The organism is Undibacterium sp. RTI2.2, from assembly GCF_035018705.1.
Lineage (GTDB): Bacteria > Pseudomonadota > Gammaproteobacteria > Burkholderiales > Burkholderiaceae_D > Undibacterium.
Window position 1 is genome coordinate 70,667 of sequence record NZ_JASJXN010000017.1, and the last position, 18,586, is coordinate 89,252.

General features: G+C 47.6%; 12 protein-coding genes and 1 other RNA gene. 4 read left to right on the forward strand and 9 right to left on the reverse strand.

All coding sequences use genetic code 11. The features are described from left to right. The 8 genes from QN395_RS11255 to rnpB form a co-directional block, all read right to left on the reverse strand. Nucleotides 1-1,431, reverse strand: a complete 1,431-nt coding sequence (locus QN395_RS11255; protein ID WP_323491864.1) for a UDP-N-acetylmuramoyl-tripeptide--D-alanyl-D-alanine ligase — start codon at nt 1,429-1,431, stop codon at nt 1-3. Continuing rightward, nucleotides 1,431-2,987, reverse strand: coding sequence for a UDP-N-acetylmuramoyl-L-alanyl-D-glutamate--2,6-diaminopimelate ligase (locus tag QN395_RS11260; RefSeq protein ID WP_322121236.1), 1,557 nt, complete (start codon nt 2,985-2,987; stop codon nt 1,431-1,433). The genes QN395_RS11255 and QN395_RS11260 overlap by 1 nt, the downstream gene beginning before the upstream one ends. Then, a complete protein-coding gene (locus tag QN395_RS11265; protein WP_322121235.1) occupies nt 2,987-4,750 on the reverse strand; it encodes a penicillin-binding protein 2 in 1,764 nt (587 codons plus the stop codon). The genes QN395_RS11260 and QN395_RS11265 overlap by 1 nt, the downstream gene beginning before the upstream one ends. After that, the gene (ftsL, locus tag QN395_RS11270; protein ID WP_322121234.1) at nt 4,747-5,022 is read right to left on the reverse strand and encodes a cell division protein FtsL; all 276 of its coding nucleotides are present in this window, start codon (nt 5,020-5,022) and stop codon (nt 4,747-4,749) included. Before ftsL ends, QN395_RS11265 begins: the two co-directional genes overlap by 4 nt. Continuing rightward, nucleotides 5,019-5,990, reverse strand: a complete 972-nt coding sequence (gene rsmH / locus QN395_RS11275; protein WP_322121233.1) for a 16S rRNA (cytosine(1402)-N(4))-methyltransferase RsmH — start codon at nt 5,988-5,990, stop codon at nt 5,019-5,021. The genes ftsL and rsmH overlap by 4 nt, the downstream gene beginning before the upstream one ends. A gap of 8 nt (nt 5,991-5,998) precedes the next feature. After that, nucleotides 5,999-6,427, reverse strand: a complete 429-nt coding sequence (mraZ, locus tag QN395_RS11280; RefSeq protein WP_322121232.1) for a division/cell wall cluster transcriptional repressor MraZ — start codon at nt 6,425-6,427, stop codon at nt 5,999-6,001. 759 nt (nt 6,428-7,186) lie between these two features. Further along, nucleotides 7,187-10,399, reverse strand: coding sequence for an EAL domain-containing protein (locus tag QN395_RS11285; protein ID WP_323491863.1), 3,213 nt, complete (start codon nt 10,397-10,399; stop codon nt 7,187-7,189). 403 nt (nt 10,400-10,802) lie between these two features. After that, nucleotides 10,803-11,150, reverse strand: an RNA gene (gene rnpB / locus QN395_RS11290) — RNase P RNA component class A. A gap of 144 nt (nt 11,151-11,294) precedes the next feature. On the opposite strand from rnpB, the gene QN395_RS11295 reads away from it, so the two are divergent. From QN395_RS11295 to QN395_RS11305, 3 genes are all read left to right on the forward strand, one after another. Beyond that, on the forward strand, nt 11,295-12,998 hold the full coding sequence (locus QN395_RS11295) for a thiamine pyrophosphate-binding protein (protein WP_322121230.1): 1,704 nt from the start codon (nt 11,295-11,297) through the stop codon (nt 12,996-12,998). Nucleotides 12,999-13,031: 33 nt separating this feature from the next. Further along, the gene (locus QN395_RS11300) at nt 13,032-13,430 is read left to right on the forward strand and encodes a MerR family transcriptional regulator (RefSeq protein ID WP_322121229.1); all 399 of its coding nucleotides are present in this window, start codon (nt 13,032-13,034) and stop codon (nt 13,428-13,430) included. Between the two features lie 64 nt (nt 13,431-13,494). Further along, nucleotides 13,495-13,920, forward strand: a complete 426-nt coding sequence (locus tag QN395_RS11305) for a carboxymuconolactone decarboxylase family protein (protein WP_322121228.1) — start codon at nt 13,495-13,497, stop codon at nt 13,918-13,920. Between the two features lie 161 nt (nt 13,921-14,081). Here the strand turns inward: QN395_RS11305 and QN395_RS11310 are convergent, their stop codons facing one another. After that, complete coding sequence (locus tag QN395_RS11310) at nt 14,082-15,761, reverse strand: S1C family serine protease (protein WP_322121227.1); 1,680 nt, start codon at nt 15,759-15,761, stop codon at nt 14,082-14,084. 816 nt (nt 15,762-16,577) lie between these two features. Here QN395_RS11310 and QN395_RS11315 point away from each other — a divergent pair. Beyond that, complete coding sequence (locus QN395_RS11315; RefSeq protein ID WP_322121226.1) at nt 16,578-18,575, forward strand: S9 family peptidase; 1,998 nt, start codon at nt 16,578-16,580, stop codon at nt 18,573-18,575. Nucleotides 18,576-18,586 lie beyond the last annotated feature (11 nt).

Consider the following 18,586-nt stretch of genomic DNA (forward strand, 5'->3'; position numbering starts at 1 on the left):
TTAGTGACTTCCTATAGTTTGTTGTTTAGTTAAATGCGCAACGACTCTTTCCATTTTCATGAAACGAGAACCCTTGATTAAGACCGTACTATGAGGATGAATCAGCGTATCTAAAGTTGCGCATAAAGCGTCAACATCATCAAAATGTTGTGCCCCGCGGCCAAATGCGTCAGCTACATACTTAGCCAGATCACCAAGAGTCAATAAGCTACTAATGCCCGATTCGCGCGCGTAGTTACCGATTTCTTCATGGAATGCAATACCTTCGTCGCCAACCTCGCCCATATCACCCAAGACTAAAATATGGTCTTCATTATTTTTGTTGGTTTGCCCCGCAAGCACCGCAATCGCTGCGCGTACTGAGTCTGGATTGGCGTTATAAGTGTCGTCGATAATCGTGGCGCCGTTGTGTGCCTGCTTATTTTGCAGGCGACCATTGACTGGGCGAAACGCTTGCAAACCTAGGGCAATAATATCGTTCGGCACACCAATGCTATGGCAGCAAGCCGCTGCGGCTAAAGCATTGCGTACATTATGAATACCAGCCGCGGCCAGATTGACGGTAAAACGATTCGTCCCAATACGCATTTGCAATTTGCTGCCAAATGTTTGTGCTACATAAGTTGCACTAACATCGGCATCTTCGCTTAGGCCGAAGCTCACAATTTTTCGCTGTCCGCTCTCTGTAGCGTAACTGCGCCATAAATCAGAATACATATCATCTGCTGGAAATACCGCGACACCATCAGCCGGAAGTTGGCGTAATACCATACCGTTTTCTTCTGCCACAGCTTGCACAGTTTGCATAAATTCTTGATGCTCGCGCTGGGCATTATTGACCAGAGCAACCGTCGCTTGCGCAATAGATGCCAGCACGGCGATCTCGCCAGGATGATTCATCCCTAGTTCAAACACCGCTGTACGATGGGTCTCGGTCAAGCGTAAAACGGTCAGTGGCACACCAATTTCATTGTTTAAATTACCGTTAGTAGCAAGATTATGTTCTGCTCCAACATAGGTATTAAGGATGGATGCGATCATTTCCTTAACCGTGGTTTTACCGTTACTACCCGTAACGGCAATAACAGGCAAGGTAAATTGTTGACGCCAATAACGTCCAATTTCTTGCAAAGCCGTCAGTGTATTTGGCACGATTAGCGCTGGCACTTTGAATTCAGAACCACTCACATCTGCTGGCAAGTGATCCACTACAACTGCTGCTGCACCTTTTGAAACTACATCGTGCAAAAAATCATGTGCATCAAAATGCTCACCACGCAAGGCAATAAATAAATCGCCGGCTTTGACCTTACGGCTATCCGTCGTTAAACCAGTAATTTCAATTGCTAAGCTTGTATTTGCCTGAGACCCAACTGCATGGAATTGAGAGCCATTAACAGCGGCTTGCAATTGGCGAAGAGTCGCGCGCATCAGTTGCCCCTCTTCATATTGCCGCTAGTGGCAACGGTGGCTAATGCTAACGATGCATGTTCTTCATCAGAGAACGGCCATTTTTTACCATTAATATCTTGATAGCTTTCGTGCCCCTTACCCGCTAACAGCACCACATCATTATTACCCGCATGCTTAATCGCAAATAGGATCGCCGCTGCGCGATCCTCTATGACCTGAGGCTTATCACTCATGCCCTGCAAAATATGCGCAATGATTTGAGAGGGATTTTCTGTACGGGGATTATCACTAGTAACCACTACATGCTGCGCCTGTTGCGCGATCTTACCCATTTGAGGACGCTTGCCCGGGTCACGATCACCACCACAACCAAATACACACCATAGTCCGCCATGGCGCTCTGACGCGACTTGTTGCAGTGTCTGTATAGTTTTTTCTAAAGCATCAGGAGTATGTGCATAGTCGATGATCACCATGACATGACCTGGCGTACCAAGCTGTTGCATACGCCCTGGAACAGAAGTCAGTTTTTCAATAACTGAAACGGCCTTACTCCAAACAACTCCCGTCGCCAACAAAACACTCAGTACACCCAGTATGTTGCTTACATTAAAGCGGCCTATCATTTGCGTTTTTACCAGACCGGAACCATAGGGGGAGTCCACATGGAAGCTGGTACCAGAGTGTTGCGTGCGAACATTACTTGCAAAGATAACTGCGGCATCATGATGCTCTTTATGCTCAAGGCTATAAGCTAATACCTTTGTTTTTTGCTGAGTCGTTTTGAGATGTTGTACTAACTGGACGCCATAAGCATTATCCAGATTGAGTACTGCTACGCCCAAATCCGGCCAATCAAACAACATGGTTTTGGCAGCAGCATATGCCGCCATATCGCCATGGTAATCAAGGTGATCACGGGTCAAATTGGTCAACAACGCAACGTCAACATGCAGACCATTTAAACGACCTTGATGCAAACCAATTGAAGATGCTTCGATCGCCAGAGCCTTGGCGCCGGTATCTCGCAAATCTGCAAGACGACGCTGTAATTGAATCGCATCTGGCGTTGTAAAGCCTGTTTCAACCAAATTATGTAGTACGCCGTCTTTATAATTGCCAACACCTAAAGTGCCGATAACCGCACTAGGTTTTCCTGTCAAGGACAGGGCTTTTGCCAACCATTGCGAGCAAGATGTTTTGCCATTTGTACCGGTCACCGCAACGGTCAGCATGTCACGATCAGGCTGTGCATACCAGACATGCGCAATCTCGCCCGCTTTGGCTTGTAGTTGCGGGATTGATTTGTGCGGCACTGGCCATGCCGCATCCCAAACAAACTTTTCTGCTTCAAAATCATCTGATTCAAACACCACTGCAGCAGCACCATTAGCAATCGCATCTTGAATATGCCGGCGCCCATCACCAGAGCTACCAGCGATTGGGAAAGCAAAAAATACATCGCCCGCAGCAATCGCGCGCGAATCGGAACTGAGTTGTGAAAGCGGCGTTACAGCAGGAAGCTGTCTTAGCCATTGTAAAATTTCTGTCATGGATTCTTTATGGTCGATCATTACATGCTCTCCTCTACGCTATTGTCAGGAATGATGCTGGTGACATTAGAATCGGGGGAAACATTCATCGACCGTAATACATTGGCGGTAATCGCAGCAAATACCGGAGCAGCAACCGTACCTCCAAAGTGACCACCGGCTGTTGGCTCATCTACCATCACTGCAACAATCACCCGGGGATTAGATACCGGGGCAAAGCCAACAAAGTCAGCCACATATTTTTTGACGTAGTGACCGCCTTCTATCTTGTAAGCCGTACCAGTTTTACCAGCTACCCGATAACCGGCAATGCGCGCCTGCGTTGCGGTACCGCCAGGCTCCGTTACCGATTCCATCATCAGACGCACTTGTTGTGCCGTTTTTTCTGAAATCACCCGATGTGCCACAGGCAATACTTCTGAGCGCTGGAAGGTCAAGGGAATGATGTCGCCGTTACGGGCAAAAATCATGTAGGCACGCGCTATCTGAATTAATGAGACAGAAACACCGTGACCGTAACTCATCGTCGCCTGCTCGATCGGACGCCAAGTTTTAAAGTTGCGCAAGCGTCCGGCAACCGCACCCGGAAAACCAAATTTTGGTTGCTGCCCAAAACCGACTGTAGTGAACAGTTCCCACATCTCTCGTGGCGGCATTTGCAAAGCGATTTTTGCAGTCCCGATATTCGATGATTTTTGTATGACTTGAGCGACGCTCAAAATACCTTCTTTATGTGCATCACCGATGGTCCTACCACCAATCGTCATGGTACCAGGTGCAGTCTGAATCTGCGTCTCCGGCGTAACACGTCCAGTCTCGAGCGCCAGCGCAATCGTAAACGGCTTCATCGTAGAACCAGGCTCAAACGTATCGGTCATCACCCGATTACGCAATTGCGCACCAGTCAACACAGAACGATCATTCGGGTTATAGGAAGGCAGATTGACTAAAGCTAGAACCTCACCCGTCCTGGCATCCAAGACAACCGCACCGCCCGCTTTAGCTTTATGTTTTTCTATCGCTTCTTTTAGATGGGTGTAAGCGATGTATTGAATTTTGCTATCAATAGACAAAGTCAAATCCTTGCCATCATGCGGCTCACGAATCGCCTCGATATCTTCAACGATACGACCCAGACGATCTTTGATGACACGACGATTGCCTGTCTTACCAGCCAGATTTCTTTCTGATGCCAGCTCTATTCCCTCTTGGCCTATATCTTCGACATTAGTAAAGCCGACGACATGCGCCATCACTTCACCCTCGGGATAAAAGCGCTTATATTCTTTACGGGTTTCTATACCGGAAATACCGAGTGCGACAATTTTTTCTGCGATGTCGGCATCTACTTGCCGTTTGAGGTATACAAATTGACGATCCGAATCTAGTTTTTTACGTAACTCAGCCTCGGTCATTTCTAGCAAACCGGCGAGTTGAAGTAATTTTTCTTTTGGCGCTTCCAACACATCATCAGGAATCGCCCATACGGCTTTGACTGGCACAGAGGATGCCAATACCTGGCCGCTTCTGTCAGTAATCCTGCCGCGAGTTGCGGGCAACTCCAAGGTGCGGGTGTAACGACTGGCGCCCTGCTTTTGTAAAAATTCTGTCGTCATCCCTTGCAACCACAGGGCGCGCGCCATCAATGCCAGGAAAGCGATAAATAAGAAAAATAAAACTAAGCGCGAACGCCAGACTGGTAACTTAACAACCAATAATGGGCTAGACGAAAAGGGAACGCCTTTCGCTGCCGCAGTACGTGAACTGCCGGATGAGCGACTCATTTCAGCCCCGCTGCAGTCAAGTATTGTGTACGGTCAGGCGTGACCGGCACCATATTCAGTTCTTTACTGGCGTTCTCTTCAATACGTGCATGCTTGCCAAAAGTAGATTGATCCAGTTTTAGCTGCGTCCATTGCAACTCGTATTGCCTGGCGGCAGCTTGTGCGCGCTCCAATTCGATAAATAAGCGACGCGCCTGGTACTGGGAATTAATCAAAGACAGTGCACACATCATAAGCACAGCGCCAAGCAAAAAATTTAAGCGCCCGCTCATTTTCCACCGCCGAGAATATGCACAGGCAAACGTTCTGCCACACGCAAAATAGCCGAGCGTGCTCGGGGATTGGCCGTGACTTCTGCATCTGAGGGTTTGATTTTTTTGATCAGCTTCATCTCTGGCTGCGGCAAATCAACAGAGCGAATCGGCAAGCGGCGATCTGGTTGCGGCAAGGTCACTTTGGAGGCAAAAAATTGCTTCACAATGCGGTCTTCCAGCGAATGAAAGCTGATTACAACCATGCGACCATGAGGTGCCAGGCTGGCGTATGCCCCGGCCAAACCTATTTCAAGATCTTCCAGCTCCTTATTGATGAAAATCCGTATAGCCTGAAAGGTGCGAGTTGCCGGGTCTTTGCCCTTCTCGCGAGTTTTGACGGTGTTTGCGACGATCTCGGCAAGTTGTCGAGTACTTGAAATGGACTGGACCGCCCGGCGAGCAACAATCGCCTTTGCAATCTGAAAAGCAAACCGTTCTTCCCCATAATTTTTTATAACCTCCCTGATTATTTGTTCATCTTCAGTCGCCAGCCACTCCGCTGCGGAGATGCCACGAGTGGTATCCATGCGCATGTCCAGCGGCCCATCTGCCCTAAAACTAAAACCGCGGCTCGCGTCATCCACTTGCGGCGACGAGATGCCTAAATCCATCAAAATCCCATCCACTTGTCGTACATCGCGCTCTTGCAAAGCCTCTGCCATGGTGGCAAAACTGTCGTGTACGATTTCAAAACGGGGATCAATAATTTGCTGTGCACTGGCAATCGCCTGTGTGTCTTTGTCAAATGCAATCAGCCGACCGGAGGAATTTAAGTGTTGCAAGATTTTGCGACTATGTCCGCCACGCCCAAAGGTACCGTCAACAATCACAGCTGCGGCGCGTTCGCCAGTCAAGTCCAAGGCCTCAACAGCCTCATCCAGCAACACGGTCTGGTGTTTGTAATCTTCTGCTAAGGTCAAAGTCATTGTGCCGCTCAGAAGGAGAAATTGCTGAGCGCGTCAGGCGCCCCGCTGGCAATGGCTTTGGTTTCGTTCTCGGCGAGGCGGGCAGCATCCCAAATTTCAAAATGGGTGCCCATGCCGAGCAACATCACATCACGCTGCATGTTGACAGCGGTGCGTAATTCAGGTGCTACGAGGATGCGGCCAGCGCCATCCATCTCGACGTCCGAGGCATTGCCTAAAAAAATACGCTTCCAATCACGCGCCTGGATCGGCCAGGCAGCAATCTTCTCGCGGTGCGCCTCCCACGTCGGGCGCGGAAAAAGTAGCAAGCAACCATCTGGATGACGGGTTAAAGTGATACGGCCTTCACATTGCAGGCTGAGAGCGTCGCGATGCCGGGCAGGAACTGTCATTCTGCCTTTTGCATCGAGATTGAGTGAGGACGCCCCTTGGAACACGTTGAACCTTTTATCTTGATCAAATTACTGAATTATTCTTTTCAGAAACTTTATTTTCACCACAAAAATACACTTTTTCACACTATTGCCCACTTTAGAGGATCGCTTGAAGCGGGTCAAGCGAATTTAAGTATGAATTTTTGAAATTCTTTAATGAAGTCAAGGACTTAGCGCACATACCTAATCTAATGAATAAGAGAATATTCCAATAAATTAACGACTTACGATGGGTAGTGAAAGTAGCTCCTCACATATACCCATGTGTTTAGCTAAAAATTACAGAAAAAAGAATGTGCACGTTTTAAATGCTGATGAGAAATATCCGAAATTTGGATAAGTGGCATATGAACCGCTTTACTAGCTAAATTGAACGGTTTTGCAGAAGATGGAGGAAGGTATAAATTGCCAATCCACAACCCAAGAAAAACGTGAGACATATGAGCAGCGCGGTCAAAATCAAAAATTTAAGCGCAATTTCTCATGAGGATCTGGCAGAGTCAAAATAATATACTCATATATAGTATATTTAGAACGTCCAATTAAAACTTGGACAATTGACTGATTTTAAAAAAATTAATGGGGAGTATATTGAGATGATTGCATATTTACTCGTTATTTCAGACGATTATGCGCCGTCTGGCATGTCCACAGTTGCAAACAAAGACTGAACTACCCGCTAAGGACTGCGGTTTTAGCTAGGTACTTAGTTACATACTTAGTTGCTGATTCGGTTGCTAATTCAGTTGCTGAATCAGTTACTCACTTCAGCGCCGCCTGCGCCTGCTTTTGAAGTAAGGCTAAAAATTCGCTCTCAGGTATCGCTTTACTGAAATAAAAACCTTGATATTCATCGCATCGGCTTTCTTTCAGTTTCTGGAGTTGCAACTCTGTCTCTACGCCTTCTGCAATGACTTTCAGGCTCAGAGTATGTGCCATGGCGACAATCGCCAGCACGATTGCAGTGTCGTTCACATCGCCAGGGATGTCTTTGATAAACGAACGGTCAATTTTGACGCTATCCACAGGAAAGCGTTTCAGATACGCCAAGGAAGAATAACCAGTACCAAAATCATCAATCGATAGCGTGAAACCAGCGTCTTTTAAGCCATCCATCAAAACGATCGCTTGATCCCGGTTATGCATCACCATGCTTTCGGTAATTTCAAACTCAATCCAGCTCGGGTGAACGCGCCAGAAATCAACCACGCTCTTAACCTCGTCCAGCAGATGCACATCATTAAATTGCGAGCCCGACAAATTGATGGCGACTCGCCCAAATGAGGCATCCACCGCGCGGAAAGTGAGAATATCGCGGCAGGCGATATCTAACACCAGCATTCCAAGCCGCGCAATTAAACCGGCCTCTTCTGCCAATGTAATGAAGTCTCCCGGGAACAGAATGCCGCGTTCAGGATGATTCCAGCGTACCAGTGCCTCTGCGCCGACGATCTTGCCAGAAATTACATGGACCTTAGGCTGGTAATACACAACAAACTCACGACGCTCTAGCGCACGCCGCAAGCGCGCCTCAAACGCTAGACGCTCTACCGTGTGCACGTTCATCTCTGAAGCATAGAACTGGTAATTATCCTTGCCTTTGTTTTTGGCGCGATACATCGCAATATCGGCATTTTTCATTAGCGTAGGCGCATCGCGTCCGTCATCGGGGAAAGTCGCAATACCGATACTGGCACTGAGCTGGCACTCTTGCCCGCGCAATTCAAACGGATTTGATGCCTCTTGCAATAATTTATCTGCAATATCACCCAGATCACGAGGATCACTAAACTGATCGATCAAAAGAATAAATTCATCTCCACCGACGCGGGCTACGATATCGGATTCACGCAGGCAATCCTTAAAGCGCTGTGAGATATTGCGCAAGACCGTATCGCCTTCGTCATGTCCAAAGGTGTCGTTGATATTTTTAAAGCGATCCAGATCCAAGAAAAATACCGCCAAGCGGCTGCGATTGCGCTCGGCATGCGCCAGGGATTTTGCTAAATGCTGGTTATATAAGAAGCGATTTGGCAAACCAGTCAACTCATCGTAATGGGCCAGCTTAAGTATTTTGTCTTCTGAGCGACGACCTTCAATTGCGATGCTGGCAATGTCAGTTGTGATGCCGACCAGTCTCAGATCATCATCGCTCAGGGGCGACATGTCAGAGACAAAGATACTGAAGCTGCCAAGCAACTGGCCTTTTTTACCCATAATCGGCCAGGCGCCACAGGCATGAAAATCAGACAGACTTTCTATCGAGTTCACAAATTGCATTGAAGCCGCATGTTGAAAATTCCCAATCCATACTGGTCCGGCATTCAAAATTGCTTCACTCCAGACACCATTACCGTAAGTGACTGGCATGCCATTTAACTGAGACTTAACGACCTCTGGGAAATTTTTTCCCACATTCATACCAAAAGAATGTAGTTCATTACTCAGCAACTGAATGCCGCAACGCCATTGGGGTGACATTTTTTCTGCAAACTGACAAATCGACTCCAAGACCGACAACATATCTTCATTGCTAGCAATCAATTGCAGTAATTGATTTTGCCCCTCGACTAAATGCTCTACATATTTTCGGGAATTAACATTACGCATCACACAAAAGATTAAATCGTCTGCGCCAATTTCTACCCGACTCATGGTCACTTCGCTATATTGCAAAATACCTTTACGTTCTACTACCCATTCAAAATGCTGTACTTCGCCGGCAAAGGCGGCATTGGTCAAAGACTCAATTAACTGGTCACGTTGTAACCCGGGCAAATGACGTACGGCTTGATTTTCTGGGGAGAACCGTCCTGCACGCCGTCCCAACAACTCAGACCGGTCACTCACGCCAAACATGTTTAATGCGGCGAGATTGCAATCAACATATACGTAGTCACGATTAATCAACAAGATCGTATCTTGCGCATCCTGAAATAAGACCCGATAGCGACTCTCACTAGCGCGTAACTCTTCTGCTGATTTACGCAGGCTGCGAAGCTTGGCGATTAATAGGATCACCAACAGCAAAATACAGCCTATCGTCAGCACAGTGAAGATCAATTTTTGCCGGGACCGGTCATTCAAGTCAGACAAAATGCTGGATAACTCTTTGGCATACACCAATACAATCGGGAAATCGTTCGTTTTCCGGTAGGTATAAATCAATTCCTTTGTATTTCCAGCGTCGGCGGCATCGCGAATAAACGGCGCATCTTGAATTGCACCCTCTACCGTATTTAAACGCACACCGTTGGCTAGCAAAGACTTGGCGACATACTGCGTCAAATAACGCGCATCGTATGGAGCCCGGACATAGATATTGCCCACATCATCATGTAAAGAAATCGCTGCGCTGCCATCTCTGGCCAAGCGTTCATAAAAATCCTGCAAATAATTCAGACCGATATATGCCTGAATCACACCCAGATAATCGCCACGCTGGTTGAAAAAATTTCTGGCTACCGGTAATACCCAACGCGTCGTATTTTTCAGCATGATAGGCTTGCCAGTCACGACCGTGGTGTCCGTCGGGTGGCTGAGCAGCTCTTTAATATAGGGGATATTCCCCATGTTTTGGGGCTCAGCAGGGAATTGAAAAGACGTTACCCACAAGATGCCATTGTGGTCAATCATAGAAAGTGATTGAAGAAAAGGGGAATCCTGGCGCTGGTTGATCAGTATCTTGCGGACTTCCGCCTCATCGAGCTCGGCAGATTCGCTTTGGGTCTGGATTTCTTCTGCGGCAGCGTTAATAGAGCGGGTGGCATCATGCAAAATCCGGCTGGCATGCTCTTCTAAAATCCGTACCGCAAGGTAGCTGCTCTCTTGTGCAGAAGCAAGCGTCAATTGCTTGTCTTGCGCAATAGACCACCAAGTTTGCGCCATGATAGCGACCACAATCAGACTCACAAAGACTAAAAAAGCCAGAGTAGGCAGATCATGCCATTGACGATTGCTTGCCTTTCTCTCCATGCGCTACCCTCGTTTGAATGTTCGCCTAGGTACTTGTTGGCCTATGTCGTGATTTATTATTAGCGGCAGCTATTTACTTATATGAAGACTAAAACAAAATTTCCTCGCGGCAAAGCTAAATCATACATAGCAATGCAATTTCAGCAAACTAAAACTCAGATTACATGCTTTCGCCGTGTGGATATTACTCACATCAATGCGTTAAACAGTTGCTGCACCGCTATATGATTTATTTTCAATGGTGGCATTGCAGATAATTGCGGGCAATTCATTACTTGAAACACATGCTACCGCCATCGTTGTAAAGTCAGCGAGAAGTGTAACACCGAGGATTTATGAATTGGGTAAGCGGAATACTAATTTGATATTTGATCATCTTGAAATAGACAATCGGGGGGGATAAAAATGAAGCAGGCCGGTAGGCCGGATTCTGTTACGGCACTGCGCATTGCTGCCTCGTGCTATGACAATCATTCCTCTAGGCCGGGGATTGCTCCCAGGCTCAAGCTTTCTACCCGCACGCTCCGCGAGCCGCCTCTACGCGTGCCTATTTGAAATTGCTCCGGGTGGAGGTTACCGCGTTTCACCGTAACTAAATACGCTCGTCTCTGTGGCCCTATTCCTCGTCTTATACCTCGGCTTGCGCTCTGGCTTTCAACGTACGGCCGTTAGCCGTCACCCTGCTCTATGGAGTCCGGACCTTCCTCCCGCTTTAGCTCACACCAAAGCCAGCGATTGTCTGGCCTGCTTCAGGTGCTATTGTAACAGCATGGCGCAATGCAACATCGAAATAGCTGCCAGAAACCACGTGAGGATGCGGATTTCGATGTCAAAAACAGCACGTCAGCGGTGCTTTCTGCTAGCGTATGGTTTTTTCCGAACTGGTCTAGTCCTCATGCTCAAATCTCGTTCTGGTGGTCAATTGGTAGTGGATGCTTTACAAGTACATGGCGTAGATACTATTTTTGGAGTACCTGGCGAAAGCTATTTGCCTGTCCTCGACGCCCTGCACGATAGCCCGATTCGCTTCATCATTAACCGCCAGGAGGGTGGTGCCGCTTTTATGGCCGACGCTTACGGCAAGATGACAGGTCGCCCGGGTATTTGCTTTGTAACACGCGGCCCTGGCGCAACCAATGCATCGATTGGTGTGCATACAGCTTATCAAGATTCCACGCCGATGATTTTATTTGTTGGCCAGGTGGGCAATGATTTTGTTGAGCGCGAAGCATTTCAGGAAATCGATTATCGTCGTATGTATGGTCCGATGGCAAAATGGGTAGCGCAAATTGACCGTGCAGATCGTATTCCCGAATACATTGCCCGCGCTTTTCAGGTTGCTACCAGTGGTCGCCCCGGACCCGTCGTATTGGCTTTGCCAGAAGACTGCTTATCCGCCATGGCGGAAGTCGCCGATACCCGCCACTACACTCCAATACAAGCCTCCGCGTCCGAAACCCAACTGGCACAGTTCCGGCGCTTGCTATCAGCGGCTCAGCGTCCGATAGTGATCTTGGGCGGCAGCGGTTGGGATCAGCAATCATGCGATAACATCACTAGCTTTGCCACTAGCCACGACTTGCCAATGACGTGCGCTTTCCGCTTTCAGGACTTGATGGACAATGCGCATCCCAATTATGTGGGTGACGTCGGCATAGGCATCAATCCCAAGCTGGCAAAGCGGATACAAGAGGCGGATCTCGTCATCGCCATCGGACCACGCTTAGGAGAAATGACGACCAGTGGCTACACGCTATTGGAAGCGCCGATCCCGTGCCAAAAGCTAATCCATATTCATAGCGACGCGCTAGAACTGGGGCGCGTGTATCAAGCCGATTTGATGATTAACAGCGGCATGCAAGAGATCGCCGAATGTCTGGCAGAAATGGCACCACTCGATGCCACGGCCTGGCAAGGCACCGCAGCAGCGGCGCGTGCTGAGCTTCTTGCATGGCAGCAGGAACCGGCCATCTTTAAAAACGAGAAAGCACCGCTCAATCTCTGGCAAGTGGTACAAGATATTATGCAAAACACGCCTAACGATACCATCATGACAAATGGTGCTGGCAACTACGCCACTTGGGCGCACCGCTACTTCCGATACGGTGGCTGGCGCACTCAACTAGCGCCGACCTCCGGTGCGATGGGATATAGCGTCCCATCGGGTGTAGCGGCAAAAATCATCGCACCTGGGCGCACTGTCATCACCTTTGCCGGCGATGGCGAATATCTGATGAACGGACAAGAACTTGCCACGGCTGTCCAATATCAGGCTGGCGTAATTATCATTGTCTTTAACAACGGCATGTTTGGCACCATCCGCATGCATCAGGAAAAAAATTTCCCAAACCGCGTCTCCGGTACTGAATTGCACAACCCGGATTTTGCTGCGCTGGCTCGTGCATATGGCGCCTCAGGCGAAGTAGTTAGCACTATAGAGGAGTTTGCCCCCGCTCTGCAACGCGCACTCACGCATACGCAGACCCTTCATTTACCGGCATTGATTGAATTGCGTTATGACGGCAATCTGATTACACCCGGAATGAGTCTGGCGCAAATGCGGCAAGCCGCCTTAGATGCACAGTCAAAGTCGTCTTAAAAGGCGTGCCTTCAAAATCTTAGTTAGACCGCGATGAACGTTCAAGAATTTGCAAAGCAAGTAGGTGTCAGCTCACATACTGTCCGCTATTACGAAAAAATTGGCTTATTTCCAGATGTAAAGCGGACAGTGAGCGGACATCGTGAATTTGGTGAGGGAGATATCGCCTGGATGGAGTTTGTCCTGCGTCTCAAAAATACGGGTATGCCGCTGGCAGATATTTTGGCGTATTCGGATCTAAGATCACGAGGCGTCAAAACGCTGGAGCAACGGCAACAGATGCTGCAAACGCATGCACAACAACTGGCGACACATATACAGCTCCAGCAAGAGTGCTTCAGACTACTGCAAGAAAAAATTTCCTGGTATCAGAACGAAATTAGCGGCGCTACTATCAAGAAAGTCGCCAGTCAAGTCTCGACGAAAAAATAGCGATTGACTGAGAGTTACCTCTAAGCTTTACGCTACTGTTTTCCAACCCTATCAGGAGAACAGTATGTCAAACATTGTCGATCAAATCTCAGATCAAACTACAGAACCAGCGACTCAAGAATCCAGATATCAGCGCGGCCTCAAAAAACTCACAGAGATTGACGGTGAAGCCGGACAAAAAGTCATCGACTCCCTCGGCGATATCGCGCCTGATCTGGCGCGGTATACCATCGAATTCCCATTTGGTGATATCTACTCGCGTCCCGGCTTAGATTTAAAAAGCAGAGAAATCGCTACGGTTGCCGCGCTGACTGCCATGGGCAACTGTCAGCCGCAATTAAAAGTCCACATCCACGGCACACTCAATGTGGGTTGCAGCAAGGAGGAAATTATCGAGATCATTACGCAGATGGCGGTATATGCTGGTTTTCCTGCGGCGTTGAACGGGGCATTTGCAGCCAAAGAAGTGTTTGCGGAGCGGGACGTTTGATTTAATAAATTTGATCTAACTAAGTCAAATAAAAATGCGCCTGTCAGCAAGAAATCGTATTGGCAGGCGCAAGGGTATTACCGTTTTATAAAATCAATGCATTTAAGTATTACTCTATTTTGCTTTGTACAGATTATGATTTTTTCGCTTATTTTTCACTCTCATTTTTTACCCTGCCACACCGCCAGCATATCCGGCGATGCCTGAGCACGGATGCCACTGTCTGTCAAAATCGATTCTGTCGATTCCATCATGGCTTTGCGCGGCAGTACCATCGTCTCGCCAGCGCGTTGATCAAAATGGATCGTCACAAACTCATCTTTTAAATCGCGCAATAAAGTCACCAAATGACGCAAGCTGCGCACTGGTACATTATTGATGGAATACACCACGGCACCAAAACGATTGCTGTAACCCGATGTGAGTTTATGTGGGAAAAACGGTGCGGTGACAACGACTAATTCTTCACGTGCAGCATCAGGCTCATCGCCCCGACGTGTCACCAATGGGCTTGCATTGAACGCAAACGCGTTCAGTCCATTTGCATTAGAACTGATAAATGTCAGAAACTCAGCAGTAGCGCGCGAGAATGCAATCGGACCATAAATAAAATAAGACGGATAGCCGCCGTTTAAATCGGGGATTAGCAATGGGCGCGAAGCAACTACGGGCAATTGAATCTTCATCTGCTTGCCACTACGCATGACTGTCAACGGCACCTTGCCATTTTTTGCCAGTTGTTGCACCCGATACTGAAATTGCACCCGCAAATTAGGTCCTAGTTTAACCATCGCCTGATTATCAATCGGTGAATCGCCAATGTGCGTAATAACATCAAACTCCTTCAAAGGATAAGATGCATCGCTTTGCGCGGGACGATGCACAATCGCGCCCTCTACCGTTTTATCTAATTTCAGAAAAATCCGCATCGCTGGATTTTCCAGAGTTTGAATATCATCATGCATTGCTGGTTTGCCGTCATAAACGCCATCACCAATGTCGGCTAAAAACAAATCGATCTCTTCGTTAGGAATGATGTAACCAATATTTTGCGCACCATTGATACCGCTAAACGCCAGCCCTACCATTTTGTCGCCTGCCATGACTGGACCACCGCTGTTACCCGGATTAATTGCAGCATCAATCTGAATGCGCAAACCTGCTGTGGAATAACCATAATTAACAAACTCAATCCGCGACACAATGCCTTTAGTGATCGACAGCGAACTACCACCGATCGGATAACCGTACGCTAATACGGCATCACGGACATCGGGTAAAACGCTAGCACGCGCTGCGGGTGCATGAGTATCAAAAAACGATTCATCATCTAGCTTCAAGATCGCCAGATCAATCCCGCGCGCGATTGCGACTACCGTGGCAGATACTTTGTCACCAGACTGATTCGCCTGGATTTGTACCTGACTGGCATAGCCAACTACATGCGCATTGGTCAGAATTCGCTTGCCTTCAATTACGACACCAGATCCGGTGACCTCTTGCGGTGCGGCTTTACTCCATGGCTTAAATGGATCAGGTCCACGCAGCGTAGAAAAAATCTTTACTACTGAATTCTCCAACATCGCTGGCAATACCGTCGTGGACGGCAGAGTGGACGGCGCCGCTGATTGCACAGCAGGCGACTTTACTGGGGCAACGATTATCGGCGTGGTTGAGATGGGCGCAGTTCCAGCACCCGGCACATCTGCTCCCGCTGCAAAAGCAGAACTGCTGATCGCCGGACTCAGCACAAGCGCAATTGATAAGGCAGCAGAAACCGTCATCAGGCGACTTCTGACAGTGCGACTTTTAACTAAAGGAAAAATTCTAAATTGGATCATGTGCTTGACTATAAAAAGGATCAATCGGAAGACAATTCATACCATCACCACGCGGCGCAGCGAATGCAAAAAAGACTGCGTGAATTGACACAATATACACGAAACCTCTTTCAAACTTTGCGCAATTGCGAACCGAAACGTAACAATTTATTTCTCGAATAATCGCGGGCTATTCTGGAATCAAAAAACTACGGATCAGCATTCTAAAGGTCAACACGTAGGACTTAAACTTAAGCCAGCTAATATCTTGCGGCAAAAAGTATTTTTATTTTGATGAGTATGTTTGCACATCCCGCCCATAAATTATGGCACCCATTACACGATGTGATTGGCGGGCTTTAGCGCATTTCACATGTTCTGCACATCCTGTAATATAAATATACTCTCTGCTAGTATATTTAAATTGTCCATACAATCTATGGACAATTAAGCATATTTATAAAAAATTAAGGGGAGTATATTAAATGCTAGGTTTTATCAGCAGATAACAATCAACCGATGCCCTTTCGGCGATACACACCAGAGATATCTATTAAGAATATTTAAAGTACTCAAACCTAGTCGCAGAACACACTGGATTGACTGAACTTTATGTTCCAAACCTACTGTTGTTAATTTATTATTTATCAACTAGCATCACTTATCGCTTGAAAGCCACTGGCTATCCTTGCATACTTGTCGTCCGATCATCGAATTTTGCAGTTGGTCGCATCATCACCAAAATATCTTCAAGCAGCATTTACAGTGCTATCGCAGTAAAGAATTTGTCCAGATTTTACTGAACCACATGTCCACACTACTTAATCAGGAGATCGTATGAAATTGATGCGCCACGCCATAAAAATATCTACTCTCAGCATTTTGCTCAGTGCCGCTTTCGGCTTTAGTGCTCTGCATGCAGCACCAGTCGCGGCCGATACCAGCAAGGATAGCAAAGACAGTAAAGATCAAAAACCAAGCAAACAAGCAAGGCAAGCTACACAAAACTATAAACGCTACTCGATAGAACAGTTTATGGCGACCACCAGTATCAACGGTGCATCGTTTAGCAAGGATGAAAAACAAATACTATTCAACAGCAATGAATCCGGTATTTTTAATGCATACACCATCGCGGTGCAAGGCGGCAAACCGGTAGCATTGACTAAATCGAGCACCGACAGCACCTACGCGATTAGCTATTTTTATACCGACAACCGCATTCTGTTCACCCGTGACAAAGGCGGTGACGAAAACAACCATGTGTACGTACGCGAGTTAGATGGTTCAGAAAAAGATCTGACGCCCGGCGATAAACTCAAAGCTGAATTTGCTGGATGGATCAATGACGGTAGCGGTTTTTATCTCATCAGCAATGAACGCGACCCCAAGTACTTCGACATGTATAAATACGATGCAAAAACCTACGCCCGTACCCTGATCTACAAATCGGAAACTGGCATGAATCCAGATAGCATCAGTGACGACGGTAAATGGATTGCCCTTGGTAAAACAAATACTACCTCCGACAGCGATATCTATTTATACAATACCGTCACGCGCGAAACTAAACTGATTACCCCGCATCAAGGTGCCGCGGGACATTACATCGCCAATTTTGATCCCGCATCAAAACGGCTGTTTTACGCATCCAATGCAGGCGGCGAATTTACCTCTATCCGCACGTATGATCTAACAAGCGGCTTCACGAAAGAACATGAAAAAGCAGATTGGGACATCACCGGCACCAGCTTTTCACAAGACGGACGTTTCCGGATTAGTGTCGTAAATCAAGATGGTAGTACTGTCATCCGCGTGGTCGAAGGCCCCTCAGAAAAACCTGTCGCTCTACCCAAATTGCCAGGTGGTGAAATGCGCGGCACGACGTTCTCTGCCAGCGGCAATCTCATGGCGTTTTATGTGAATGGCGACCGCTCGCCAAATAACTTATACGTTCATGATTTTAAAACTAAGCAAACCCATCAATTGACACAAAGCTTGAATAAAGAAATCAATCCAGATGATCTGGTTGAAGCAGAAGTCGTTCGTTTTACCTCCTTCGACGGCACCGTAATCCCTTCGATTTTTTACAAACCAAAAGGTGCTTCCGCTAATACCAAAGTCCCAGCCATTGTGTATGTGCATGGTGGCCCCGGTGGTCAGACGCGACGCGGTTATAGCTCGCAAATCCAGTACTTGGTCAACCACGGCTATGCCGTCCTGGGCATCAATAATCGCGGCAGCTCTGGCTATGGCAAAAGCTTTAATACCGCCGACGACCGTAAGCATGGACGCGAGCCTTTATGGGACTGCGTCGAAGCTAAAACCTACCTCGCTAGTCTGGGCTATATCGACCCGGCACGCATCGGCATCATGGGCGGCAGTTACGGCGGTTATATGACCCTAGCTGCCCTGGCGTTTCGTCCAGAAACATTCAAAGTCGGTGTCGATATTTTTGGTGTCAGCAACTGGTTACGCACTTTAGAAAGTATTCCGCCATATTGGGAAGAACAGCGTAAAGCCTTGTATGACGAAATCGGCGATCCAGTCAAAGATAAAGACTTCCTGATCGCCACCTCACCGCTATTCCACGCTAACGAAATCCGCAAACCCTTGATGGTGATCCAAGGTGCTAACGACCCGCGTGTACTCAAAGCAGAAAGCGATGAAATCGTTGACGCAGTGAAAAAGAATAAGGTGCCTGTCGAGTATGTCGTCTTCGCCGATGAAGGCCACGGTTTTAGCAAAAAGAAAAATCAGGCAGAATCCAGCGAGAGGATTTTACAGTTTTTGGATAAGTATCTGATGCCAACAGGAGCGGCAGTACCGAAATAGATAGTTACGAT